Consider the following 25,122-nt stretch of genomic DNA (forward strand, 5'->3'; position numbering starts at 1 on the left):
AGGGATTACGGGACAGCCCTTAGCCACCGATAAGGAGCGTTTTGGACTCCAGGTAGTTCCGGGCGACGTCCTCGGGCAGCCGTCGCCAGCTGTCCACCAGTTCGTTCATGCGGGCCAGGTCGGAAGTCGTCAGCACAGTGTTGAGCCCGCCCAGTGCGTCGCGTACCCCGGCGCTGCCGGCCTGCGACCGGCTGACGACGGGGACGAGATGGTCGGCGTTCTGAAGGTGTTTGTCGTCGGCGAGCAGCACGAGCCCGAAGTCGTCGAGGGTGGCGTCGGTGGTGGTGGTCAGAACCATCTGGTCCCGACCGCTCTGCACGGCCTGTTTGGCCTGGGTGGTGCCGGCGCCCTTGGGGTCGACGGCGGTGATGTCGATGCCGTACGTCTTCTTCAGCCCGGGTGCGCAGTAAGGCCGTTGTACGCATTCGTCGCCCGCGGCGAGCCGCACCGGCAGCCCGGACCTGCCGAGGTCGCTGAGCGTCTTCAGCCGGTGCCTCGCCGCGTACGGGGCGGCGACGGCGAACGCGTTCTGGTTGACGGCGTGTCCTGGGTCCAGGACGGTGAGGCGGCGGGGGGCGACCAGGGCCCGCAGGGCCTTCATGGTGGTGTCGAGGTCGGGCGAGCCGACGGGGATGGCGTCGGCGCCGTTCTTCTTGGCGTTCAGCCAGTCGGCGAAGGTGGCGGCGTACTCCGGTACGACGTCGATCTGGCCGCTCTCCAGCGCCGGTTCGTAGATCTCCCGGTCGGTGACAGAGATGATCTTCGTGGAATAGCCGGCCCTGTCGAGCAGCAGTGCGTACATCTGGGCGAGCAGATCGCTCTCGGTGAAGCCCGCGGAGCCGACGGTGAAGTGTCTGCTGTCGCCAGGCGGGGCGGTGATGTCTCCCTGGTTCTCCAGGGCGGGCCCGCCGGCGCACGCGGTCCCCGTCAGCAGCAGCGTCAGGAGCACGGATACGGTCCGGCAGGCCCTCATCCGGTGTCCTCACCGCGCACCCAGGCGGGGGCGAAACGCTGCCCGATCTCGAAGGCCCCTTCGACGATCAGAGCGAAGACGGCGACGAGGATCGCTCCTGCGACCACCTGCGGCGTGGAGGCGAGGTTGAAGCCCGCGGTGATGATCCGGCCGAGTCCCCCGCCGCCCGCCAGCGCGGCAAGGGCGGCGGTGGCGACGAGCTGGACGGCGGCGATCCGTACGCCGGTCAGGATGAGCGGCAGAGCGAGCGGCACCTCGACGCGCACCAGCAGCTGCCGACCCGTCATCCCCATGCCGCGGGCGGCCCGTACGACATCCCGGTCGACCTCCCGCATCCCCACGTACGCGTTGGTGAGCAGCGGAGGGACCGCGAAGAGCACCAGGGCGACGACGGTCGGCCCCTCGCCGTACCTGCCGATCGGGGTGAGCAGCAGCAGAACGAGGACGGCGAAGGTGGGAACGGCCCGGCCGACGTTGGAGATGTTGACGGCGAGCGCGCCACCCTTGCCGAGATGACCGAGGACCACAGCCACCGGCAGTGCGATGAGACAGCTGATCAGCAGGCAGACGACGGTGAGGAGCAGATGCTGTTCGAGGCGGTGCCAGATGCCGTTGTCGCCGGACCAGTGGGTGGCGCTGGTGAGCCAGGACCAGGTGTCGGAGAGGGTCTTCACGACTGCCTCCGGGTCCACGGGGTCAGCAGCCGCTGGACGCCGAGCAACAGCAGGTCGGCGCAGACGGCGATGACGACGCAGAGGACGGATGCGGTGAGCACCTGGGCCTTGAAGGAGGTGTTCATCCCGGAGTAGATGAGATTGCCCAGCCCGCCGTAGCCGACGATCGCGCCGACGGTGACCAGCGAGACCGCGGAGACGGTGGCGATCCGGAGCCCGGCCATGGCGGCGGGGAAAGCGAGTGGCAGCTCCACGGCGACCAGCAGACGGATGGGCCCGTAACCCATTCCGCGGGCGGCCAGCCGGGTCTCCTCGGGCACGGCACGCAGTCCGGCGAGGATGTTCCGAACCAGCAGGGTGAGCGAGTAGAGGACGAGCCCCGCGACGACGAGCGAGGCGGAGAGTCCGTAGACCGGGAGCAGCAGCGAGAACATGGCGAGCGACGGCACGGTGTAGAGGATGGTCGTCACGCCGAGCACGGGTCCGGCCGCCCAGCGCCAGCGCCGGGCGGCGAGAGCGAGCGGGACGGCGACGAGCAGTCCGACGAACACGGAGACCGCGGTCAGCTGGAGATGCTGGATGACGGCGTCCTGGAGGATCTCGCGACGGCTCGTTAAATAGGCCCCGCAGAGCCAGTCGTTGCGCGCGAGGCAGTCGTCGGGTGGCGCGGTCACGTGTTCATTGGAACGCGGCGAGGCGGGAGCCGCGCGCCTTGATCGACTGTTCGGGGGCGGCGCGGCCGGCCGGAGTGGAACCCGCGGCGATCGCATGCCATCGGACCGGGCTGCCCTGCGGGCTGCTCCGGTGCCGCCAGGGCGACGGAGCCGCCACCGTCTGCCCGGGGTGACAGGCGGCGCCGCCGCATGTCGTTCGCCCTGCCGTCCGCCCCCGGCGGACTTATGATCGCCGTCCCGCGCCTTCGCGGGCCCGCCTTCGCATACCGCCCCCGCAGCCCGAGCGCACCTGATCAGGGTGACGAGGAGAAGTCATGACCACTCAGTTCGAGGCTACGGTCGAGATCGACCGGCCCATCGCCGAAGTCTTCGCCTATCTCGCCGATGGCGAGCACGACCCGGAGTTCAGTCCACGTGTGATGAGGATCGAGAAGTCACCGGCCGGGCCGACGGCGGTGGGAACGGTGTTCCGGAGCACGGTCAAGGACGCCGGCATGAAGACCCGGCGGGAGTTCCGGATCAAGGAGCTGGCGACGCCCACCCGCATCCGCTGGGAGGAGCTCTCGAAGAACCTGGTCACCGCCGCTGAAGGCGGCTACGACCTCGAGGCCACAGCCGACGGAACGACCAAGGTGCGGATCTTCAATGTCCTGGAGGGCCACGGCATCGGCAAGCTCCTGATGGGCTTCGCCGCCGGTGCCGCGCGCAAGGACGCCCCCGCGTTCGGGCAGCGGATCAAGGCGGCGGCCGAGGCTGCGATCGCCCGCTGAGCAAGCGGTGCCCCGCCCCGTCGGGCTCGTTCACCTCCTGCGGCGTATCGCCTCCACGGGCCGGTCGACGAGCCCCACGAGCAACGTATGAGTGCAGATCACCATGACCGGGGCGAGGACGGCCAGGACCGGACGACGGGCGGCCCGGCGCTGTCTCCACGGGAGGAACCGACTCACCACCGCCGGCGCCGACGAGAGCAGCAGTCCGCGGACGAGCACGGTCCACGCGGTTTCGGAACCGGCGTTGAACCGGCCCGCAGTTCGTCGTTGGGCATGGGTACGACTTGCAGGCTGTAGAGCACGTACATCGCGCAGTGCTTCGCACCGTCCTCGTTGCCCGTGACCGTCGAAGCGGAATGCGAGGAGTGGGCACGGGGACGCATCGCCGTAATGCACGCGGTGAGTGCGCGCACTCATGTGCCACCATCCGCAGAGCGGTTGTGCGCCTGCTGCGTACGAGGGGCAACCGCGCGCCTATGGCCGGGGACGCCCGTGGGCGAAGGAAGACCGCAACACCTGGGGTACACGGTGCCGTCGCAGGCCGCGCCGGCTGAGTGGGGAAAGCAGGTCCGGGACAGCCGTACCCGGACCAGGGCTCGGGCTGCCCGCAGAACGACTTCACCAACCGCAACACCACGTTCATGACGTGGAACCTGCTGCACCTGGCGCGGTTGCTCAAGGACGCGGGTGGCATTCCGGCGCACGGGAACCAGCGCTCGGAGTGGGCCGCCGGCTGCCGCTTCGGGCTCCAGCGTCTGCGTATAGCCGCGGCCCGGACCCGAACCCGGGTTCCCACGTGGGTCAGGCGCGCAGGAGGCGCGTGTCGCCGTTGGGACATGTCGCAGTTGTGACACGTGAGGCCGGCGACACGTCAGCTTCATCAGTGGATTCTTTCGGACAGGTTGTGACCCCCAGCTGTACGAAAGGGTTTTCGCTGATGACATGGATACGCCTGACGGGGGCGATATCGGCAGGGCTGTTGCTGGTTGCCGGAGGCGTGCCTGCCGCCGCCACCACGGGGAAGGCAGCCACCGGGACCTCCACTCGTCCCGCCGCCGTGCCGGGGGCTCGCTCCGCGACCGTGCGACTGGTGACCGGTGACCGGGTGACCGTGACGTCGTTGCCCGGCGGACGGCACACCGCGTCGGTGCAGCCCGGACCCGGGCGCGAGCGTGTCCCCTTCCGGACGCTGGAGGGGGACGACAAGGCACTGACCGTGCTGCCGTTCGACGCCGAGCCGTTGGTGTCCGCCGGCACCCTGGACCGCCGCCTCTTCGATGTGACGGCCCTGATCGCCGATGGCTACGACGAGGCCCACACCTCCGCGCTTCCGCTGATCGTCTCCTCGGAGCCGTCACAGGTCGGGGCCAGGGTCAGTTCACAGGCGGCGAAGGCCGCCGCGGCGACCGCTGACCGGCTGGTGGCGTTCAAGGCGGCCGCGACGCCTGCCCGTAGGCTGGAGAGCCTCGACGCACGGTCGCTGCGGGTCGCCGACGACGACCTGGGACGCTTCTGGAAGACGCTGAACCCCGGCGGAAAGTCGGACGCCGCTCGTGCGTCGGTCGCTCCACGGGTCTCGCTGGACGGCAAGGTGAAGGCCGTGCTGGACCGCAGCACCGCGCAGATCAACGCGCCCGCCGCCTGGAAGGCCGGTTACGAGGGCCAGGGCGTGAAGGTGGCCGTGCTGGACACCGGCGTCGACGCGAACCACCCCGACCTGGCCGGCCGCGTCGCGGAGGCGAAGGACTTCTCCGGCAGCCCGAGCACGGACGACCACTTCGGCCACGGCACGCACGTCGCCGCGACCGTCGGCGGCACGGGCGCCGCGTCCTCGGGCACCCGGCGCGGTGTCGCGCCCCGCGCCGACCTGCTGATCGGCAAGGTACTGGGTGACGACGGCTTCGGCTCGGAGTCGTCCGTCATCGACGGCATGGAATGGGCTGCCTCCCAGCACGCCAAGGTCGTCAACATGAGCCTCGGTTCGGACACCGAGACCGATGGCACCGACCCGATGAGCCAGGCCGTCAACACCCTGACCGCGTCCACCGACACCCTCTTCGTCGTGGCGGCGGGCAACGCGGGCCCGGGGCCGTCCACGGTCGGATCGCCGGGTGCGGCCGACGCCGCGCTGACCGTCGGAGCCGTCGACCGTGACGACTCCCTCGCCTCGTTCTCCAGCCGCGGCCCACGCCTGGGCGACGCGGCGGTAAAGCCCGACGTGACCGCCCCCGGCGTCGGCATCGTCGCCGCCCGCGCGTCCGGCACCACCATGGGCGACCCGGTCGATGCCAACTACACCTCCGCGTCAGGCACTTCGATGGCGACCCCGCATGTCGCCGGCGCCGCCGCGCTGCTGGCCCAGCAGCACCCCGACTGGGGCGCCCAGCAGCTCAAGGACGCCCTGATCAGCACCTCGCACACGGTGCCCGGCACCAAGGTGACCGAGCAGGGCGGCGGTCGCATCGACCTGGCCACGGCCATGGGCCCTGTCACGGCCACCGGCAGCGTCACCCTCGCCCCGCTCCACATCGGCGGCAGCGGGAAGCAGCAGGGGGCCACCGTCCGCTACACCAACACCGGCGACAAGCCGGTGACGCTCTCCCTGGCTGCCACCCTGGCCACCAACACCGGGCGCACCCTCGCCGGCGGCGTGGTCACCCTCGAGTCCGACACGGTGCGGCTGGCCCCCGGCGCCACGGCCGAAGTACCGCTGCGCACCGACGCGGCGAACGCCGTCCGCGGCAAGTACTACGGCTACGTCACCGCCACGTCTGCCGACGGCACCGTGCTCACCCACACCACTGTGGCCCTGAACGTGCATGCCCCGGTACACAAGCTCACCGTGGTCGCCCGCGACCGCGACGGCAAGGTCATCGCGGGCGCCGCTCCGGTGATCTGGGGCGCCGACGGCTTCGTGAACTACACGAGCATGGAGCCGGCCGTCGCCGAAGTGGAGGAAGGCACCTACCAGCTCAGCTTCGGCACGCTGGACACGGCGGCCGACGGCCAGGAGCTGCGCGAGGTGGTCAACCCGGAGGTGAAGGTCACCAAGGACATGTCGGTGACGCTCAACGCCGCCGACACCACCCCGGTGCAGATCCGCACGCCCCGCCCCGCCGAGCAGCGCGGTGTGCTCAGCTACCAGACGTACCGGAAGATCGACGGCAACGGCCTGATCCAGGGCGTGATGTTCTTCGACATCGCCAAGCGCATCTACGTCAGTCCCACCGCCAAGGTCACCGACGGCGACTTCGAGTTCTCCTCGCGCTGGCAGATGGTGGCCCCCCAGCTGCGGGCGAAGGTGTCCGGCACGTCGCTGGGCTTCACCCCGTATTACGTGAACACCTCGCCGGCCTTCAGCGACAAGGGAGCACGGCTGACCGCCGTGGACGCCGGCAAGGGCACGAGCGCCGATCTTCGCGCCGCACACGTACGCGGCAAACTGGCCGTCGTCCGCTGGGACTTCTCCGACGACCGGGCGCTCGCGCAGGCCGCGGCGGACGCCGGGGCCAAGGCACTGATGCTGGTCGTCGAGGACGGCTTCTACCCCTGGACGCGGTGGAGCCCGATCGGTGACCGGATGGCCGTGCCCACCATGCGCGCCGGCACGGCGGAAGGCACCGCGCTGCTCAAGCGCGCCACGCAGCGGACCACGACGGTGGAGTTCTCCGGCACGGTCCGCAGCCCGTACCTGTACGACGTGATGCAGGTGTCCAAGGGCTCCGTCCCCAAGCGGCTGGTGTACACCGTCTCCGAGCGCGAGAGCGCGGTGGTCCGCAGCACGTACACCCGCACCGGTGCCTCGTCCTGGGCGAGCGAGCAGCGTTTCGGATGGCGGCCCTACCAGGACACCGCGTGGAACCAGTACACGCGCTACGTTCCGGCAGGACAGGAACGCGTCGAGTACGTGACCGGCGGTGACACGCTGTGGAAGCACGTCGTGCACCACAACGTCATCGACGTGCCCGACTTCCCGCTGGCGGCCGGCATGCACGACGACACGCGCACCTACCGGCCGGGCCAGCGCGCCACGGAGCGCTGGTTCGGAGCGGTGGTCCGCCCGTCGATCCCGCGTGGTGGGCACCTGCCGTCGGTGCGCAACGGCGACACCCTGTCGGTGTACGTGCCGGAGTTCAACGACTCCGGCGCCGGCCACTGGTCGTTCGCGGAGGCCGACAGCTTCGGTGGCGGCGTCGGCACCGGCGTCGCGGCGGCCGCGGTGAGCGACACGGCCACGGCGGCGCTGTACCGGAACGGAAAGCGGATCGCCGAGTCCGACCAGGGCGCGTGGGGCAACTTCGAGGTGCCCGCGGGCGACGCCGAATACCGGATGGACCTGACGACCGCCCGTACCTCGGACGACTGGCGCTTCGGCACCGGCACGCGAACGTCGTGGACGTTCCGCTCCGACACCGCAGCCGACACGGCCCTGTTGCCGATGCTCCAGGTCGACTACACCGTGCCGGTCGACGTCCGGAACGCGGTGGGCCCGCAGCGCAGGCACACCCTCGGCCTGGACGTCCGGATGCAGGACGGCGTGGCGGCACCGCGCGGCGTCACACTGAAGGTCGAGACGTCCTACGACGACGGGCGGACCTGGACCACTGCCACCACGGCCCGCAAGGGCAGCGGCTTCACCGCTGTTGTGGAGCGGCCGGCCCGGATGCACGGCGACGCGTACGTGACGCTGCGCGTGACCGCGAAGGACACGGCCGGCAACACCGTCCGGCAGACAGTGGACCGCGCGTACCTGCAGCGCGGCACCGCATGAGACGCCGGGAACGGTAGCGCGGACCTGACCGGCTGAATAGCGGCGGGTGCCAGGGGGTGTGAGCCCTGGCACCCGCCGTGCCATGTCCATGTGCGGCCATACTTCGCGACGTTGCCGGTCCGACCGGTGGGGACGGGCTTCGCGCCGATATTCTGCAGCACGTGATCAACTCATATGCGGGCCTTGACGATGCAGGTGTTGCGATAGCTGCGGCGCGTGCCGGCGCGGACGTGGTGCACACCATGTACGGCCGGCGGCTCACCCGCATCGACAAGGGCGCCGGGGACTTCGCCACCGCCGCCGATGTGGAGGCCGAGAAGACGATTCTCGGCGTCATCCGTGCCGCCCGGCCCGATGATGCGGTGCTCGGCGAGGAGGGCGGTCAGCAGGGTGCTGCCGACGCGGTGCGCCAGTGGTTGGTGGATCCCTTGTGCGGCACGCTGAACTACGCCGTCGGCAACATGCTGGTGGCCGTCAACGTGGCGCTGCGCGACGGCGCGGCGGCGGTGGCCGACCCGTTCAGCGGCGAGGTCTTCTTCACCGACGGTGAGACCGCCCAGGTGCGGCGGGACGGGGCAGATGCGCGGCTGACGCCCACGCCCGCCAGCCAACTGGTGGACGTCAACCTGGATCCGCCGTTCCCGAGTGCGCCGGGGTTCCGGGCCGTGGACCTGCTGGCCCATCCTGAGTTCGTCGAGCGGTTCCGGCCGCGGGTCGTGTCCACCACGCTCGCGTTGGCCTGGGTCGCCGCCGGCACGCGCGCCGCGTATGTCACCGATGGCGGCGACCTTTCCGGGAGCGTACATTTCGCCGCGGGCATCGCTGTGTGCCAGGCCGCCGGCTGCGTCGTCACCGGGATCGACGGCGCCCCGATCGGGCAGGCAGGAGGCCGCGGGCTCGTCGTGGCCGCCGACGCCGACACCCACGGGCTGCTGATGTCGATGATCCGCAGCGAAAGCCGGAACCGCACCTGACTTCGTCACAGGTGCGGCCGGCGTCGCAGCGGAGCCGGAGCGGCCACCACCGAACAAACGAATGCCCCGCCACCACTACGGGTGACAGGGCATCGTCATGCCGTCAGTTCGTCGGGTAACGCGTCACCTTCGACACCTTGCACGTCACCTTGCCCGGCACCTTCACGAGGCCCTGCGCCTGCTCCTTGGCCTTCTGCCCCACGGCCAGGCTGTCGGTTGCGGCCAAGCCCTGGCCGAGACGTGTACCCGAACCGTCCAAGAACTCCACGTTGACGACGTAGGTCGCCTTCGAGTCGCCGTGGTTCACGATCTCCACGTCAGCGGCCGGCCACGTCGTCAGCGAATCCACCACGCACTTGGTGACCTTCACATCCGCCTCGGGGCTCCCTTCCTCGACGGCGGGCTCCTCGGAGGGCGCGTCCTTCCCAGGTGCCTTGTCCTGCGGCGCCTCGGTCACCGGCAGCGTCCGCGGCTTCGGTGCATGGCTCACCGTGACCGCCACCACCGCACCACAGCCGCCGAGCAGCACCAGCCCACCGAGCACCGACAGCGTCACGATCAGCCCGGTATTCGACTTCCTGGGCGGCGGCGCGCCCCACCCCGGGCCCTGCTGGGGCCACTGCTGATACGGCGGCGGAGGAGGCTGCTGCTGCCACTGAGGCGGCTGCTGGGACTCCTGGCCCGGCTGCTGGCCAGGCTCCTGGCCGGGTTGCTGGCCAGGCTCCTGGCCGGGTTGCTGGCCAGGCTCCTGGCCGGGTTGCTGAGGCGGGTAGCCGTACGACATGTGATCCCCCCATGGGATGCGCGTGGTCCTGAGCCCGCTCACGCTATGCCTGTCCGGAATGTTCTGGCCCGCTCGTGTCGGATTTGTGACAGGCCTGCTCGGCCGCGCCCTGGACGCGGCCGTGGGGGTGAAGGATGCCTGGCTCGCGCGAGCGCTCCCTCGTAGCGGCCACCAGGGCGAGATCGGCTGGACGCCGATGCGGCGCCCCTGCTCGTCGGGCAGGTGGCCCGTACTCCCCCCGGCCCGGTCGGGCTGGACTTCGGCGGTCCGGTGCCACTGGTCCTGATTTTCAGTGGCGTGGATCATCCAGCCCTGTTTCCCGTGGCAGGCCTCCTCGCCTGCGGCGAAAATGGTGGTCGGAAGGCAAATGAGGAGGTTGGCATCCGGTGTGAAGCACTCCCGTAGCCCTGGCGCGTCCGACGCGCCGCTCGCACTCGACTCAGGCGCGGGTAGAAAAGGGCTCAAGTCCGGTGCCCTGGGACTGCTCTCCTCCGTTGCCATCGGCTTGGCGTCCACCGCCCCGGCGTACAGCCTCGCGGCCACGCTGGGCCTCATCGTGGCGGGGGTCGGACTGCAGGCCCCGATCATCACGATGCTGGCCTTCGTCCCGATGCTGCTGATCGCGTACGCCTACAAGGAACTCAACGCGAGCAACGCCGATTGCGGGACCACCTTCACCTGGGCGACCCGTGCGTTCGGCCCGCGCACCGGCTGGATGGGCGGCTGGGGCATCATCGTCGCCGACATCATCGTCATGGCGAACCTCGCCGAGATCGCCGGCATCTACGGCTTCCGGCTCCTGGGCTACGACTCCCTCACGGAAAGCAGGGTGTGGACCACCCTCGCGGGTGTCATCTGGATCGGCGTCATGACCGCGATCTGCTACGTCGGCATCGAGATCTCGGCCGCCGTTCAGCGGTGGCTCCTGTTCATCGAGGTGGCCGTACTGTTGCTGTTCGCCGTCACCGCCCTGGTCAAGGTGTACACCGGCAACCCCGAGATGGCGATCCACGTCTCCGCCTCCTGGTTCAACCCCCTCCACGTGCCATCGGCCGAGGCGCTGACGGCGGGCATCCTCGCCGCCGTCTTCATCTACTGGGGCTGGGACACCGCCGTCACGGTCAACGAGGAGACCGCGGACAGCACGCGCATCCCCGGACGCGCCGCGGTCATCTCCGTCGTGCTGCTGCTGGTCATCTACGCCCTGGTCGCCACCTCGGCGCAGGCCTTCGCGGGAGTCGGCTCCGCCGGGATCGGGCTCGGCAACAGGGACAACGCGGGCGACGTGCTCTCGGGTCTGGGCGACGCCGTCTTCGGCAGCCACGGGGCGGGGCCCTTCTTCTCCAAGCTGCTGATCCTCATGGTGCTGACCTCCGCGGTGGCCTCCGCCCAGACCACCATCCTCCCTATGGCCCGGACCGTCTTCTCCATGGCCGCGCACAAGGCCGTCCCCTCCCGGTTCGCCCGACTGCACCGCAGATTCCTCACCCCGACCTGGTCGACGGTCTCCTTGGGCCTGGCCTCCGTCGGTTTCCTCGTCCTGCTGACGGCGATCAGCGACAACGTCCTCGCCGACTCCATCGAGTCGGTCGGGCTCGCGATCACGTTCTACTACGGCCTCACCGGCTTCGCCTGTGTCTGGTATTTCCGCAGGGTGCTCACCCGCAGCCGCAGGGACTTCCTGTTCAAGGGCCTGCTGCCGGGTCTGGGCGCGCTGACGATGCTCTTCCTCTTCTGTTACGCCGCCTTCGTCGTCTACGCCGACCCCCGCTACGGTGCGACCTCCATCGACCTGCCGTTCATCGGACTGACGGGCGGGGTCACTGTCGTGGGCCTCGGGGCCCTGCTGCTCGGCGTCGTGCTGATGCTGGTCGTCACGCGCGAGCACGCCGCAGCCCTCCGGCTTCAACGCAGTCTGCTTCCTCACCGGCTGCCGCAGCCGACCGCTGTCGAGATGGCGAGCCGCTATGTGCCCGCCGACAGCCGGTCCGGGGTGGGCGGTGACTGGTTCGACGTCATCCCACTGTCGGGAACGCGTGTCGGCCTGGTCGTCGGGGAGGTGATCGGCCACGGGCTGCTCGCCGCCGCCACCATGGGGCGCCTGCGCACCGGCGTACGCGTCCTCGCCCGCCTGGACCTCGACCCGGACGAGCTCCTCTCGCGTCTGGACGACGTGGTCGGGCAGACCGCCAAGGAGCGGGCGGCCGTTCATGGTGCCGGCGGCGCGGGACCCCGGGAGGACGACGCCCTGGGGGTGACGTGCCTGTACGCGGTGTACGACCCGGTGTCGGGACAGTGCAGCATGGCGCGCGCCGGCGATTCGATGGCCGCGGTCGTCCTGTCGGACAGCGGCGTCGCCACCTACCCGGATCTCCCGCCGGGCCCTCCGCTGGGACTGGGTGGTCTGCCCTACGAGACCATGGGATTCCAGCTGCCGCAGGGCAGCCTTGTCGCCCTCTTCACCGACGGGCTCGTCCAGGCGGCCGATGCCGACATCGACGTCGGACTCGGTCTGCTCACCGAAGCCCTCGCCCAGCACCGGCGTCCCTTGGAAGAACTCTGTGACCGCGCAGTCGCGACCCTGGTGCCAGGGCCGGCGAACGACGACGCGGTCCTGCTCCTCGTACGCACACGGATGCTCGACGAACACCAGGTGGCTACGTGGGAGCTGACCGCGGAGGCGGCGATGGTCGGCAAGGCCCGCGCCGTGACCACGGCGCAACTCGGAACATGGGGGCTGGACGAGCTGTCGTTCTCCACCGAACTCATCGTCAGTGAGCTGGTCACCAACGCCATCCGCTATGCCGCCGGCCCGATCCACGTCCGGCTCATCCGCGACGAAACCCTGATCTGCGAGGTCGCCGACACCGGGCACACCTCACCCCATCTGCGCCATGCCGCCGCTGACGACGAGAGCGGCCGTGGCCTGTTCATCGTCGCCCAGATGGCGCAGCAGTGGGGCACGCGCTACACGCCCACCGGCAAGACCATTTGGGTGGAGCAGGCCCTGCCGGCGGACCCTGCCGTCGGTGAAGCTCCCTCTTAGCTTGTTCTTTGCCGTCTGCCCCGGCAATTCGTCCGATCCTTGCCCCGCCCTTGCACCGGATCAGCGCTTCGGCCCGGGAAGCAGCCGTGTCTCCGCCGGCAGGACACCCCGTTGCGGCAACCTGTGCGCATGACCGACACCTTCGAGCACACCCCTCAGATCTGGAACGCCGCCCAGCTGCGCGATGCCCTCAAGGATCTCCCCGATGACGCGCCCATCCATATCGGGGTGGCGAGCGACCCCGGTGACTTCGATGGATACCGCGGCTTCGTCCTCGTGGACGCACATCAGGTGGAGAACTGGTGGCCGGCCACCTCCACCGCGCCGGAACGCACCGAGACGGAGCAGGCGCTGACACTGTTCGCCGACTGGGAGCCGGACAGGTACGACCTTCTCGACTGAACCGGCCGCGTTCCGACCGGGCTGTCAGTCACCGTGGGGCGCGGGTCAGGGCCGGATGACGTCCTCACCCTGCTGGTGAACGAGGTCGGGGCGGTTGAGCCGGCGCAGTGCGAGGAGACCGCCGATGCCAGGGATGACGGCCGTGGCCCTGGTGACCGGTGTGGCCTGCTCGAGGCGCCAGGTGGCCACCACGACGAACAGGTAGGCACAGCCGTGGGTGGGGCCCATCAGGGAGGAAATGGGTTCGAGGTGGGCGGTGGCGAGGTTGGTCAGCAGGATGATCAGTGAGATGAGTTCGCCCTGGGCCGCAATACGCAGGTGGCGGAGGTTCACGGTCACACTCCCGTCGTGGAACCGGGGCGGATGATCATCAAGACGGTGACGGTGGCCCACAGCAGGTTGAAGACGCCGGTGTGCATGGCGAGGCGGCCGGCCGAGCGGGGCCCGGAGCCGGCGCCCGGGGTCTGCGCGGTGGCGAGCGCGCGGTCCTGGGCGGGCAGGATCAGCAGGGCCAGGGTGGCCGCGGCCGCCGCGGTCAGCAGGATCGATGTGATCAGCCATCCGCTGCCGAGGACGCCGAGGCTGCCGGCCGTGGCGAACCCGAAGACCGGGACGGCGATGCCGATGGCCGCGTAGACGCGGCAGATGCGGTGCAGCATCCGCAGGTTCGTGAGCGCCTCGCGGTCGCCCGGGTCGCTGTGCGCGTGGCGTAGGGCTTTGGGAAACATGCTCGCGGCGACGGTGACGGGGCCGATGGCCAGGACGGAGGCCAGGACGTGCAGGGAGAGGAGGAGTTTCGTCATGGTCAGTGTTCCGTCGCCGGCTGGGTGGCCCGGCGCCGGCCGGTGACCTTGGAGGCGGGCAGGCGTCCGGCCTTGGACGTGCCGACCAGGGTGTCGCCGTCGACCGTCACCGCAAAGACCAGGTTCAGGCGCATGGGCTGGGTGACGGCCTGCCTCCAGGTGAGCTGGTGGCCGTCGAGGGCGACTTCGGCAAGCGGGACCTCCTCCCCCGCCCCGTGGGCGACCCCGGTCAGGACACTGTGCTGTCGGCGAAGTTCGACCACCGCCTTGATCGTGCCGATGGGGGTCGAGATGGACAGGTCCCAGGTGCCTTCGACAGACATGCTGCTGTACTTCCTTACGGTGCGTGCGGTGAACAGGTGCCCGAGAAGGGGCGTGGTCAGAGGCCGGTGGGCACGGGGCCCTCGGGGCGCCAGACGGTGCCGCGACGCTCGTGGGCGAACAGCTCCTCGACGGCGTGGGCGATCCGGGGGCCCACTTCGCGCTCCAGCAGGTACAGGCCCAGGTCGAGCCCGGAGGTGACGCCGGCGCCGGTGACCAGGTCGCCGTCGTCGACGACGCGGGCGTGAACCGCATGGACGCCGGTGGCATCGAGCATGTCCAGGCCCATGTGGTGGGTCGTGGCGTGGCGGCCCTCGAGCAGGCCGGCCATGGCCAGTACGAGCGAGCCGCCGCACACCGCGCCGACCGTCACCTGCGGATTGTGCATGGCCGCTCTCAGCAGCGCCGGCAGTTCGGTGTTCAAGGTGCGGCCCAGCAGCACGGGTATGAGGTCGTCCTGCTTCTGTTCGCCCGTCCCGGCCTCCAGGTCAGGTGTTTCGCCGGGCTCCCCGACACGGCCCGAGGCTCCGGGAACCAGGACCAGGCCCGCACGGCCGGGGTCGAGAGCGGCAGCCGCCTGCAGCGCCAGCCCCCCGGTTCCGCTGACCACCGCGCGGGGTCCCTCGGCGGACACCAGCTCCACACTCACCGCCCCGCCGGAGGCGGTTCCACCGGCGTACAGCACCTCGTAGGGGGCGATGACATCCAGCGGATCGAAGCCGTCGAACAGGACGATCTGGGCGTGCATGCAACTTCCTTCACGTGCGAGGGACCGGTCTGCACCGGCTGGACCTCGACGCTATGCACGTTTCATTCGACCGCCCAGTGGCGTTGGTGACATGTTTCAACGGGATATTGCCATCGCCAGGTCATGGGGTCTTGAGCTGGACAAATGGCTGTTCACGGTTCCCTGATGTCCGAGTCGGCGACAGGGCGGGCAGGTATGTTCTGGCCATGCACACCGTTGCTGTTCTCGCCCTGGACCAGGTGATCCCCTTCGACCTGTCCACCCCGATCGAGGTCTTCGACCGCACCCGCCTCCCGGACGGGCGCCCCGGCTACCAGGTCCGCGTGTGCGCCGAGCAGCCGGATATCGACGCAGGCGCCTTCCGTCTGCGTGCGCCCTGGGGACTGGACGGCCTCAAGGGCGCCGACACGATCATCGTGCCCGGCACCGCCGACCCCGCCGCCCCGCTCACCCCCGCTGTCCGCGACGCGCTGCTCGCCGCGGCGAAGGACGGCACCCGTATCGCCTCCATCTGCTCGGGCGCCTTCCCTCTCGCCGCCACCGGCCTGCTGGACGGCCTGCGCGCCACCACCCACTGGATCGCGGCCGGTCTCCTGGCCGCCGCCCACCCCGACATCGAGGTCGACCCGGATGTCCTGTACGTCGACAACGGGCAGATCCTCACCTCGGCAGGAGCCGCCGCCGGCCTGGACCTGTGCCTGCACATGATCCGCAGCGACTACGGCTCGGCCGTCGCCGCCGACGCCGCACGCCTGTCCGTCGTCCCTCTCGAACGCGAGGGTGGCCAGGCGCAGTTCATCGTCCACGACCACATACCCACCCCACAGGGCTCCGAGCTCGAACCCCTGCTCAGCTGGCTCCAGGACAACCTGGGCCGCGATCTGGCCCTCGCCGACATCGCCGCTCGGGCCGGAGTCAGCACCCGGACCCTGATCCGGCGCTTCCGCGAACAGACCGGGGTCACCCCGCTCCAGTGGCTCCACCGGGCCCGCATCCGGCAGGCCCAGCACCTTCTGGAGACCACCCGCCACTCCGTCGAACGCATCGGTGCCCAGGTCGGCTTCGGATCGCCCACCGCCTTCCGCGACCGCTTCCGGCGCACCACCGGCGTCAGCCCCCACACCTACCGGCGCTCCTTCAGCTGAGCCTTCTGTACGTCCTGCCGCCGAGTGGACCCGGGAAGGACGTCGAGCCGACCGAGGTGGGACAACCCGAGCTACCCGCGCCGCGGGCTGTACGTGGGGGCCGCAATCGTTTCGCGCGGCATCCGAAGCTCTCGACGACGACGCTCGGGCCTGAGCAAGCACCCTCTCTGCTTGCCCGTCGAGGTTCAGGGCCGCCTCGCACAGGTTTTCTCCCCCGCCACCGCTTGCAGCACCAGTACCGAGAGGTCGTCCTCGACGGGCCCCGTCCCGAAGTCGTGCGCCGCCCGTCGTACGTGCTCCGCAAGTGCCTTCGCGCTCAGCCCCATGCCCTGCCTGAGTACATCGGCCAGACCGTCATTGTCGTCCAACTGCCAGTTGCCGCAGCGGCGTTCGGTGACGCCGTCGGTAACGCACAACAGCGTCTCACCGGGCGCGAGGTCGAAGCTGGCGGCCCGGAATTCGGCGCCCTCATCGATGCCGAGCAGCATCTGGGGTACGGAGGCCGGTTCCACCCTGCCGTCGGCGCACAGATGCAGCGGCGGAGGATGGCCCGCAGTGGCGACCGTGCAGTGGGCCCCGGGCACGCCCGGGTCGACCGTCAGCTCCCCGTACAGCAGGCTCAGGAAGCGGGAGCCGGTCTGCTCGGCACCGAGCGCGAATGCCTCGGCGCTCTCTTCCGCCATGGCGACGTTCAGCCGGCCGAGCACCGACTCGACGCCATGGCCCTCGCGCGCCAGCAGCCTCACCAGGTGGCGGGCCAGGCCGGTGACGGACATCGCCTCCGGGTCCTTTCCCTGCACGTCCCCGAGCAGGAAGCACCAGTGGTTCTCGCCCCTCGGGAAGATGTCGTAGAAGTCGCCGCCTACGGTCTGCCCCTCGCCGTGCGGCTCGTAGACGATCGCCGTATCGACGCCGACGATCCTGGCCAGCGCCGCCGGCAGCTGCCTGCGCTGGAGCGCGGCGCTGATCCTGCGCTGCCGGGTGTACTGGCGAGCGGTGTACACGGCCTGCGCGACTCTGCGGGCCACATCCTGGACCATCCGCACCACGGTGTCGGTCATCTGCGGCTGCCCTGCCCGGCCGAGCAGCAGTATCCCCTGGTCGGAATCGCGGGCGATGAGTGGGAAGGCGAACGCCGACCCGCCCTCATGGGCGACGCCGGCACTCTCCGGCCACGGCCAGGGCGTACCCCCGATGCGGACCGCGGAAGGCGGCGGAATCCGTTCCAGTTCCTCGCGCAGCGGAGTGATGCGCTGCTCGTCGGCATGCCAGACCCGGGACAGTTGCAGGCCCATCCCGGGCATGTTCAGCCAGATGCCGCACCAGTCCGCGAGCCGGGGTACGAGCATCTGGGCCGCGAGCGCGGTGACCATGGCCTCGTCGAGCTGGCCCGCCAGGAGTTCGCTGGTCTCGGCGAGGAACGACGGGCCGCCACGGTCGGACCACTCGGCGGCGTACCCCTGGGCATGCGCCGGATGTACGGATGGCCCTGCGTCATAGGGCTGCGCGTCGCTGTGGCGCCCGGTGCTGCCGGGCTTGGTGACACCGGGCCGGGAGGCGGCCGAATCTGTCGCGGCAGTGTCTCCCTCCGCGGCCTCCAGCCGGAACCAGACCCTCTTCTCCGCCCGCCGGTAGGTCACGCCCCAGGACTCCGAGAGTGCGCTCACCAGCTGGAGGCCGTAGCCGGGCTCGTCACGCTTGGTGTCCGCTCCACCGCGTACCCCCCTGGAGGGGTGGCGGTCCGCGACCTCCACGACGACACCCAACCGGGTGGCCGGGTCCCGCTCCAGGCGGCAGACCACGTCGATATCGGTGCCTGCGTACATGACGGCGTTGGTGACCAGCTCGCTGACAAGCAGGACGGCATCGTCGACGAGCTCCTCGGGGATCGCCGTCGGCGCAGGGGCCGCGCCCTCATCGGAAGCCGTATCGGCGTCGGACGCCCCGTCCCCATTCAGGGGCGCCGTCCACCCCTGGAGCGCCGCACACACGAATTCCCGCGCCCGGGCGGCTGCCAGCTGATTCGCCTGCAACCCCTTCCTGGACACGGATTCGGTCGTGTGTACGGACAACGGAATCCCCCTTCCCCCTGTATGTACCAATTACGCCTGGAAAGCACTATTTTCGTGCGCTTTATACTATGACATGCGTGACCAATGAACCTCTGGTGTGCACCAATGGATCTTGGGCGGAGAATGCTCCATGACACTGGACTCGACCCAGCCCGACACAGAGCCGGACGGACAGGTTCGTACGAGCGATCTGCGTCCCTTGCTCGCCGCGATGAAAGCCCTGTGCGACGGTGATTTCACAGCGCGCGTGGAGGACCCGGAGAAACGGGACGGGGCCGCCCTGCCGGACGGGGTGCTGGCCGAAATGGCCGGGGTGTTCCAACAGATCGTCGCGCGCAACGCACATCTGGCCTCGGAGCTCCAGCGGGTGCGCCACGAGATCATCCGACAGGGACGACTGGAGGAGCGGATTTCGGCGAGTCCCGGCACGGGGACCTGGACGACGAACGTCGAGGCCGCCAATACGGTGCTCGAAGCACTGGTGGTACCCGTCGCGAAGGCCACCCGGGTGCTCGACGCCGTCGCGGACGGCGATCTGACCCAGCACGTCGATCTGCACGAGGGAAGCCGCCAGCTCCGCGGTGACCTGCGGCGCCTGGGCATCGGCGTGAACCGCATGGTGGACCAGCTCTCGCTCTTCACCGGCGAGGTGACCCGGGTCGCCCGCGAGGTCGGCACCGAGGGGCGCCTCGGCGGCCGGGCGAAGGCGCAGGGACTGTCGGGGGACTGGCTCCACGTGACCGAAGCGGTCAATACGATGGCGTCCCGGCTGACGGCGCAGGTGCGGGACATCGCGGTCGTGACGACGGCGGTGGCGCGCGGCGACCTGACGCAGCAGGTGACGGTCGAAGCCACCGGCGAGCTGCTGGAGCTGAAGCTCACGGTCAACACCATGGTCGACCAGCTGAGGGCGTTCGCCGACGAGGTCACCAGGGTCGCCCGCGAGGTCGGCACCGAGGGCCAGCTCGGCGGCCGCGCCCAGGTCAGGGGCGTATCCGGGGTCTGGAAAGACCTCACCGACAACGTCAACTTCATGGCGTCGAACCTGACGTCCCAGGTCCGCAACATCGCCCAGGTGACCACCGCCGTAGCCAACGGCGACCTCAGTCAGAAGATCACCGTGGACGCGCGGGGCGAGATCCTGCAGCTGAAGTCGACGATCAACACCATGGTCGACCAGCTGTCCGCCTTCGCCGACGAGGTCACCCGCGTCGCCCGCGAGGTCGGCACCGAGGGCCAGCTCGGCGGCCGCGCCCACGTCAGGGGCGTATCCGGGGTCTGGAAAGACCTCACCGACAACGTCAACTTCATGGCCGACAACCTCACCTCGCAGGTCCGCAACATCGCCCAGGTCGCCACCGCCGTCGCGGAGGGCGACCTCGGCAAGACGATCACCGTGGAGGCCAAGGGAGAGATCCTGGAGCTGAAGTCGACGATCAACACCATGGTCGACCAGCTGTCCGCCTTCGCCGACGAGGTCACCCGCGTCGCCCGCGAGGTCGGCACCGAAGGCAACCTCGGCGGTCAGGCACAGGTCAGGGGCGCTTCCGGGGTCTGGAAGGACCTCACCGACAACGTCAACCGCATGGCGCTCAACCTGACCTCCCAGGTCCGCAACATCGCCCAGGTGACCACCGCCGTCGCCAACGGCGACCTGTCGAAGAAGATCGATGTCGACGCGCGCGGCGAGATCCTGGAGCTGAAGGACACCGTCAACACGATGGTCCAGCAGCTGAGGGCTTTCGCGGACGAGGTGACCCGGGTGGCCCGCGAGGTCGGTACCGACGGGCGACTCGGCGGCCAAGCTCAGGTCCACGGTGTGTCGGGCGTCTGGAAGAACCTCACCGACAACGTCAACTTCATGGCCGACAACCTCACCTCCCAGGTCCGCAACATCGCCCAGGTCGCCACCGCCGTCGCGGAGGGCGACCTGTCGAAGAAGATCGACGTGGACGCGCGCGGCGAGATCCTGGAACTCAAGTCCACGATCAACACCATGGTCGACACGCTCTCCGCCTTCTCCTCCGAGGTGACTCGAGTGGCCCGCGAGGTGGGCAGCGAGGGCCAGCTGGGCGGCCAGGCTCGGGTGGAGGGTGTCTTCGGGACCTGGAAGCGGCTGACCACCAGCGTCAATGAGCTGGCGCTGAACCTGACCACCCAGGTGCGCGCGATCGCCGAGGTAGCCAGCGCCGTCACGCAGGGCGACATGTCCGGCTCCATCTCGGTGGAGGCCCAGGGCGAGGTCGCCGCCCTGAAGAACAACATCAACCTCATGGTGGCGAATCTCCGTGAGACCACCCGGGCCAAGGACTGGCTGGAGTCCAACCTGACCCGTATCGCCGCACTCATGCAGGGCCACCGCGACCTGGTCGAGGTCGCCGACCTGATCCTGCGCGAGCTGACCCCTCTGGTGAACGCCCAGTACGGAGCGTTCTTCCTGGCAGAACCGGGCGCGGAGCCCGGCGAGGACCTCGAGCTCCTGGCCGGTTATGGCACCGGCCAGCCCGAGGTCAGCCGCCGGCGTACCCGGCTCAGCCTGGACGCCCCCAGCTGGGGTCTGGTCACCCAGGCCGCAACGGAGAAACGGCGGATTCTCATCGAGTCCGTCCCCACCGAATACATCACCATCAGTTCGGGCCTCGGCGCCGCGCCCCCGGCCAGCGTCGTCATCCTGCCGATCCTCTTCGAGGACCGGGTGCTCGGAGTCATCGAACTGGCCTCGTTCAGCAGCTTCAGCGAGGTCCACCTGGCCTTCGTCGACCAGTTCGTAAACACCATCGGTGTCTCCATCAACACCATCATCGCCAACTCCCGTACCGAGTCCCTCCTCTCGGAATCCCAGCGCCTCACGGCCGAACTGCGCAAGCGCTCCGACGAGTTGCAGCTCACCAACGCCGAGCTGGAGGAGAAGGCGGCACTGCTGGCCACGTCCTCCCAGTACAAGTCGGAATTCCTGGCGAACATGTCGCACGAACTGCGCACCCCGCTCAATTCGCTCCTCGTGCTGTCGCGGCTCCTCGCCGACAACCCCGACGACCGCCTCTCCGCGCAGGAGGTGGAGTTCGCCGTCACCATCCACCGCGCGGGCTCCGACCTGCTGCAGCTGATCAATGACATCCTCGACCTGTCGAAGATCGAGGCAGGCCGGATGGATGTGCATCCCAAGAAGCTGCCGCTGATCAAACTGCTCGACTACGTACGGGCGACGTTCCAGCCGCTCGCTCTGGACCGCGGCCTGTCGTTCGAGATCAAGGTCGGCGAGAACGTACCGCTCGAACTCTTCTCGGACGAGCAGCGGCTCCAGCAGATCCTCCGCAACCTCCTCTCCAACGCGATGAAGTTCACCTCTTCCGGCGGAGTGCAACTGATCGTCGAACGCTCGACGGTCTCGGACTTCGAGGAGGAGACGCTGCGCAAGGCCGACGCCGTCATCGCTCTGACCGTCAAGGACAGCGGCATCGGCATCGCGCCGGAGAAGCTCGACCAGATCTTCGAGGCCTTCCAGCAGTCCGACGGCACCACGAACCGCAAGTACGGCGGCACCGGGCTCGGCCTCTCCATCAGCCGGGACATGGCGGGACTGCTCGGCGGCCGGATCATCGCCGAGAGCGAACCGGGCGTCGGCTCCGCCTTCACCCTCTTCGTCCCCGTGCACTACGTGGGTCCGCCCCCCGGGGCCCTCGCCGCGGTGGAACCGCGCCCCGCGAGCGGCGCCACCCGAGCCGCCGCCGGACTCACCGCTCTGACGGGCCGGCCCGGAGCCGCTGCCGAGCCCGGGCCCACGTCGCAGATCGATGTGTTCAGGCCCAAGGAGTCCGCGCCCCGCGCCGGAGGCCGGCCCGACGGCAGCGACGACGGCGTCAGCTGGCCGGAGACGACCCGGCTCAGGGACTGGCTGAGTGGTCGCCTCGCCGGGGTGCTGGCCAACCGTTGCATCCTCATCGTCGACGACGACATCCGGAACGTCTTCGCACTGACGCATGTGCTGGGCCGCGTCGGCATCAGCGTCAAGTACGCGGAGAACGGCCGCGAGGGCCTCGAGGTCCTTGATCGGACACCTGACGTATCACTGGTGCTGATGGACATCATGATGCCCGAGATGGATGGATACGAGATGATCAGAGCGATCCGGCGCACACCTCGTTTCGCGGATCTGCCGATCATCGCGCTCACCGCGAAGGCCATGCCCGGTGACCGCGAGAAGGCCATCGAGAGCGGCGCCGACGACTACGTCCCCAAGCCGGTGGACGTCGACCGCCTGCTGTCGGTGATCTGCCGGCTCTTCGACCCGCAGTGCACTCTGCCGGAGCCGCGGCCGGATCCCTCGGACAACGTCCGCGCCACGGACCGGGACGACGGCGACGCTCTCGGAAACAGGGACGATGACGACGGAGCGACAGGACGGCCATCATGACGGCGCCACAAGCAGCAGCATCGGAGACCGCCAGCATCCTCATCGTCGACGACATGGAGGAGAACCTGGTCGCCCTCGAAGCCGTACTCGGCTCGCTGGGCCATGTGGTCCGCGCGCGCTCGGGTGAGGAAGCCCTCAAGGCGATGCTGCGCCAGGAATTCGCGGTCGTGCTCATCGACGTGCTGATGCCGGGCATGAACGGCTTCGAGACCGCCGCCAACATCAAGGGCCTCGACCAGACGAAGGACGTCCCGATCATCCTGCTGACCGGAGCCGCAGTCGATCCGAACTACGCCTATCGCGGCTACACGGTGGGCGCCGCCGATTTCCTGATCAAGCCGTTCGACCCCTGGCTGCTGCGGACCAAGGTCAACGTCTTCCTCGATCTTTTCCGCAAGAACCGCCAGCTCGTGGACCAATCCGACCAGTTGAAGCGCCTCCTGACGGCGGACGGCGGCCACCCCGGGGTTGCGCCGGCCGCCCCCGCCCCGGCTGACGCAACCACCGAGCCTTCGTACGTTACGGGCCGCCAGGACCCTACGGACGCCGCGGAAGGCTCTGCACCCCCGGAAGAGCCCGACCGACTCTCCGAGGTCGTCGGCCAACTCGCCCAGGCGGAACTCCTGCTACGAGATGCCAACGGTCCGGGCGGGGCGGACCTCGCCGACCGCATCGTCGAACTGGAACAGGCGGTGGGACGGCTGATGGCGGAACGCGAGACGTAGGAAGGCACTCGGATCGTCACGATCCGCCGGTCACGCCACCGACCCCGAGGGCGCCCACTCCTGGGTCCGCTACAAGCCGGGACGGTCCGGCCCTCGTCCCCTTCGGATGCCGGTCGCCGACCGTGCACGGGTGGGCTTCGCCTGTGTGGATCTCCGCGCCCGCTGCAGAGCCTGATGGACCGACCAGACCACGGAGACGAGGGGCACCGTCACGATCGCTCCCAGCACCCCCGCCGCGATCGCGCCGGCGATCACGGAGAGCGCGATCACGACCGGATGCAGTCGGACGGCCCAGCTCATCACGATCGGGTGCAGCAGATGCCCCTCGATCTGCCCGATGACGACGATCAGCGCGATGACGACGGCCGCTACGATCGGGCCCTTCGACGCCAGAGCCACAACGGCAGCAATTCCAAGGGCGATCGGTGAGCCGATCAGGGGTACGAAGGCCGCGAAGAACTCCAGCAGCGCCAACGGAAGCGCCAGCGGCACTCCCAGTACGAACAGGGCGAGTCCGACGAGTACGGCGTTGGTGGCAGCCACCACGATGATGCCGTGGGTGTACCCCGTGAACGTCCGCCACGCTGCTCGGCCCGCGATCTCCACCCGCTCCCGCGCCGTCGCCGGCAGCTGTTCGCACAACCAGCCCCATTGCCGGTCGCCCGAGTAGATGAAGAAGACCGAGCAGAACAGCGCGAGAACGAACACGGTCATCACTTCCACCACTCGGCCCACGCCACTGAGCGCCGAGCTGATCAGGGTGGACCGATGGCTGGACAGATATTGTCCGATCCGGGCCTGCAAGTCTTTCAGTGCACCGGGGTTCAGACGGAACGGTGGCTCCGCCAGCCAGCGCTCGATCCTGGCGAGGCCTTCGCTGAACTGCCGCTCCAGCCCGGCCCTTTCTCCGGCGACCGCCTCACCGACAAGGGACAGCACGCCCAGGACCAGGACGAGACTGCCGAGGAGCGCCACTGCCACCGCGAGCGGCCGCGGCAGCACACGAGCCAGGAAGTCCGTCGGCGGGCGCAGCACCGCCGTGACTACCAGGCCGAGAAAGACGGCTACCGCGACCTCGTGGAACCGTCCCAGCGCTGAAAAACCGGCGTAGACGACAACTCCCACGACGAGGATCCGCCAGGCGTAGGCAGCGGCCGTCCGCAGCGCAGGCGACACACGCGGCCCCTGCGTCGGGTCGGTCGGCGCATGCTGCGAGCCCGGGCCCCGGGAAGCACGGCCGGTGATGCCGCGTAGTGCCTGGCGCGACGCCGCACGAGCTCGGTGCCTCCGTCTTTCAGGCCGGAAGCCGGGGTCCGGGTCGTCGGGCTGCAGATGCGATCGCCTGGGCATTCCTTGCTGGTACCAGTCGGCGACGCGTCATCCCAGCTCCTGCGGCTGCATACACGCGAAGTCACCCAGCAGGCGCAGTCACGGGTCGCGCCGACAGCTCAGTTGTCCAACGCCGCCCGCGCCAGGTCACGGAGCTCGTCATCCGGGATGGAAGCCGCGTCGTCGGGCCGTAGCCGGATGGTCGCCCTGCCTGAGATGAGCGCGGGGTGGCGGGTGGCGAAACCGGCGTCGCGGCCTTGCTGCCAGCCGTAGAGGGAAACTCCGTGGTTCCATGCGCCGACATGGAGCCGACGGCTGCCGACCTTGTAGGTGGGGATCCTGTAGGAGATGACCACGGCCGCCCCGGGGTGGGCCTCCAGGATCAGCCGGTGCAGTCGGTCGAACAGCGGACGGTGCTCGGCGGGAATGCCGTCGATGTAGTCGCGCACTTCCTTGTCCACCGCTTCATTATGGCCTCCCTGTTCGCGCATGGGACG

At 69.5% G+C, this 25,122-nt stretch carries 19 protein-coding genes and 1 pseudogene; 9 read left to right on the forward strand and 11 right to left on the reverse strand.

Annotation, left to right across the window (positions count from 1 at the left end; translation table 11 throughout):
- Positions 1-19: 19 nt before the first annotated feature.
- From OHB49_RS04910 to OHB49_RS04920, 3 genes are read right to left on the reverse strand one after another with little or no spacing between them, the layout of a single operon-like run.
- A complete protein-coding gene (locus tag OHB49_RS04910; protein ID WP_329158223.1) occupies positions 20-973 on the reverse strand; it encodes an ABC transporter substrate-binding protein in 954 nt (317 codons plus the stop codon).
- Entirely contained in the window at positions 970-1,647 is a 678-nt protein-coding gene (locus OHB49_RS04915; RefSeq protein ID WP_329158224.1) for an ABC transporter permease, read from the reverse strand. Before OHB49_RS04915 ends, OHB49_RS04910 begins: the two co-directional genes overlap by 4 nt.
- Positions 1,644-2,321, reverse strand: a complete 678-nt coding sequence (locus tag OHB49_RS04920; protein ID WP_329158227.1) for an ABC transporter permease — start codon at positions 2,319-2,321, stop codon at positions 1,644-1,646. Before OHB49_RS04920 ends, OHB49_RS04915 begins: the two co-directional genes overlap by 4 nt.
- Before the next feature lie 314 nt (positions 2,322-2,635).
- On the opposite strand from OHB49_RS04920, the gene OHB49_RS04925 reads away from it, so the two are divergent.
- The 4 genes and pseudogenes from OHB49_RS04925 (at position 2,636) to OHB49_RS04940 (ending at position 8,836) form a co-directional block, all read left to right on the forward strand.
- On the forward strand, positions 2,636-3,091 hold the full coding sequence (locus tag OHB49_RS04925) for an SRPBCC family protein (protein WP_329158229.1): 456 nt from the start codon (positions 2,636-2,638) through the stop codon (positions 3,089-3,091).
- A 510-nt stretch (positions 3,092-3,601) separates the two neighbouring features.
- Positions 3,602-3,834: pseudogene (locus OHB49_RS04930) on the forward strand (flavodoxin family protein); the annotation flags it as partial.
- Between the two features lie 194 nt (positions 3,835-4,028).
- Complete coding sequence (locus OHB49_RS04935) at positions 4,029-7,862, forward strand: S8 family peptidase (protein ID WP_329158231.1); 3,834 nt, start codon at positions 4,029-4,031, stop codon at positions 7,860-7,862.
- Positions 7,863-8,023: 161 nt separating this feature from the next.
- On the forward strand, positions 8,024-8,836 hold the full coding sequence (locus OHB49_RS04940) for an inositol monophosphatase family protein (protein WP_329158233.1): 813 nt from the start codon (positions 8,024-8,026) through the stop codon (positions 8,834-8,836).
- A gap of 103 nt (positions 8,837-8,939) precedes the next feature.
- Here the strand turns inward: OHB49_RS04940 and OHB49_RS04945 are convergent, their stop codons facing one another.
- Positions 8,940-9,620, reverse strand: coding sequence for an FxLYD domain-containing protein (locus OHB49_RS04945; protein WP_329158235.1), 681 nt, complete (start codon positions 9,618-9,620; stop codon positions 8,940-8,942).
- A 388-nt stretch (positions 9,621-10,008) separates the two neighbouring features.
- Between OHB49_RS04945 and OHB49_RS04950 the strand changes: the two genes are divergently transcribed.
- Together OHB49_RS04950 and OHB49_RS04955 are read left to right on the forward strand one after the other, a co-directional pair.
- Entirely contained in the window at positions 10,009-12,666 is a 2,658-nt protein-coding gene (locus tag OHB49_RS04950) for a SpoIIE family protein phosphatase (RefSeq protein ID WP_329158236.1), read from the forward strand.
- Between the two features lie 129 nt (positions 12,667-12,795).
- The gene (locus tag OHB49_RS04955; protein WP_030976057.1) at positions 12,796-13,068 is read left to right on the forward strand and encodes a DUF6225 family protein; all 273 of its coding nucleotides are present in this window, start codon (positions 12,796-12,798) and stop codon (positions 13,066-13,068) included.
- A 45-nt stretch (positions 13,069-13,113) separates the two neighbouring features.
- Here the strand turns inward: OHB49_RS04955 and OHB49_RS04960 are convergent, their stop codons facing one another.
- The 4 genes from OHB49_RS04960 to OHB49_RS04975 are packed head-to-tail and all read right to left on the reverse strand — an operon-like array spanning position 13,114 to position 14,940.
- A complete protein-coding gene (locus OHB49_RS04960; protein WP_329158238.1) occupies positions 13,114-13,401 on the reverse strand; it encodes a DUF3817 domain-containing protein in 288 nt (95 codons plus the stop codon).
- Between the two features lie 2 nt (positions 13,402-13,403).
- Positions 13,404-13,871 (reverse strand): DUF2269 family protein, encoded by a 468-nt coding sequence (locus OHB49_RS04965; RefSeq protein WP_329158240.1) that lies wholly within the window; start codon positions 13,869-13,871, stop codon positions 13,404-13,406.
- A 2-nt stretch (positions 13,872-13,873) separates the two neighbouring features.
- Positions 13,874-14,194 (reverse strand): hypothetical protein, encoded by a 321-nt coding sequence (locus tag OHB49_RS04970; protein WP_329158242.1) that lies wholly within the window; start codon positions 14,192-14,194, stop codon positions 13,874-13,876.
- 56 nt (positions 14,195-14,250) lie between these two features.
- The gene (locus OHB49_RS04975) at positions 14,251-14,940 is read right to left on the reverse strand and encodes a DJ-1/PfpI family protein (protein WP_329158244.1); all 690 of its coding nucleotides are present in this window, start codon (positions 14,938-14,940) and stop codon (positions 14,251-14,253) included.
- Between the two features lie 206 nt (positions 14,941-15,146).
- Between OHB49_RS04975 and OHB49_RS04980 the strand changes: the two genes are divergently transcribed.
- Positions 15,147-16,085: a GlxA family transcriptional regulator gene (locus OHB49_RS04980; protein WP_329158246.1), complete on the forward strand. Its 939-nt coding sequence runs from the start codon at positions 15,147-15,149 to the stop codon at positions 16,083-16,085.
- Between the two features lie 185 nt (positions 16,086-16,270).
- Here OHB49_RS04980 and OHB49_RS04985 read toward each other — a convergent pair whose 3' ends face one another.
- Complete coding sequence (locus OHB49_RS04985; RefSeq protein WP_329158248.1) at positions 16,271-18,157, reverse strand: SpoIIE family protein phosphatase; 1,887 nt, start codon at positions 18,155-18,157, stop codon at positions 16,271-16,273.
- Between the two features lie 130 nt (positions 18,158-18,287).
- Here OHB49_RS04985 and OHB49_RS04990 point away from each other — a divergent pair, with 130 nt between their 5' ends.
- Together OHB49_RS04990 and OHB49_RS04995 are read left to right on the forward strand one after the other, a co-directional pair.
- On the forward strand, positions 18,288-22,571 hold the full coding sequence (locus OHB49_RS04990) for a HAMP domain-containing protein (protein ID WP_329158250.1): 4,284 nt from the start codon (positions 18,288-18,290) through the stop codon (positions 22,569-22,571).
- A complete protein-coding gene (locus tag OHB49_RS04995) occupies positions 22,568-23,296 on the forward strand; it encodes a response regulator (RefSeq protein WP_329158252.1) in 729 nt (242 codons plus the stop codon). Before OHB49_RS04990 ends, OHB49_RS04995 begins: the two co-directional genes overlap by 4 nt.
- Positions 23,297-23,365: 69 nt before the next feature.
- Here OHB49_RS04995 and OHB49_RS05000 read toward each other — a convergent pair whose 3' ends face one another.
- Complete coding sequence (locus OHB49_RS05000) at positions 23,366-24,472, reverse strand: AI-2E family transporter (protein ID WP_329158253.1); 1,107 nt, start codon at positions 24,470-24,472, stop codon at positions 23,366-23,368.
- Positions 24,473-24,744: 272 nt separating this feature from the next.
- Positions 24,745-25,086 carry an iron chaperone gene (locus OHB49_RS05005; RefSeq protein ID WP_329158254.1) on the reverse strand — a complete coding sequence of 114 codons (342 nt, stop codon included), beginning with the start codon at positions 25,084-25,086 and terminating at the stop codon, positions 24,745-24,747.
- Positions 25,087-25,122 lie beyond the last annotated feature (36 nt).

The sequence above is a fragment of the Streptomyces sp. NBC_01717 genome (genome assembly GCF_036248255.1).
GTDB lineage: Bacteria > Actinomycetota > Actinomycetes > Streptomycetales > Streptomycetaceae > Streptomyces.

Excerpts from the sequence above, each read along its gene's own strand:
- OHB49_RS04910 (WP_329158223.1), bottom strand. The coding sequence starts at position 973 with ATGAGGGCCTGCCGGACCGTATCCGTGCTCCTGACGCTGCTGCTGACG.
- OHB49_RS04925 (WP_329158229.1), top strand. The coding sequence starts at position 2,636 with ATGACCACTCAGTTCGAGGCTACGGTCGAGATCGACCGGCCCATCGCC.
- OHB49_RS04935 (WP_329158231.1), top strand. The coding sequence starts at position 4,029 with ATGACATGGATACGCCTGACGGGGGCGATATCGGCAGGGCTGTTGCTG.
- OHB49_RS04945 (WP_329158235.1), bottom strand. The coding sequence starts at position 9,620 with ATGTCGTACGGCTACCCGCCTCAGCAACCCGGCCAGGAGCCTGGCCAG.
- OHB49_RS04955 (WP_030976057.1), top strand. The coding sequence starts at position 12,796 with ATGACCGACACCTTCGAGCACACCCCTCAGATCTGGAACGCCGCCCAG.
- OHB49_RS04965 (WP_329158240.1), bottom strand. The coding sequence starts at position 13,871 with ATGACGAAACTCCTCCTCTCCCTGCACGTCCTGGCCTCCGTCCTGGCC.
- OHB49_RS04970 (WP_329158242.1), bottom strand. The coding sequence starts at position 14,194 with ATGTCTGTCGAAGGCACCTGGGACCTGTCCATCTCGACCCCCATCGGC.
- OHB49_RS04975 (WP_329158244.1), bottom strand. The coding sequence starts at position 14,940 with ATGCACGCCCAGATCGTCCTGTTCGACGGCTTCGATCCGCTGGATGTC.
- OHB49_RS04980 (WP_329158246.1), top strand. The coding sequence starts at position 15,147 with ATGCACACCGTTGCTGTTCTCGCCCTGGACCAGGTGATCCCCTTCGAC.
- OHB49_RS04990 (WP_329158250.1), top strand. The coding sequence starts at position 18,288 with ATGACACTGGACTCGACCCAGCCCGACACAGAGCCGGACGGACAGGTT.
- OHB49_RS04995 (WP_329158252.1), top strand. The coding sequence starts at position 22,568 with ATGACGGCGCCACAAGCAGCAGCATCGGAGACCGCCAGCATCCTCATC.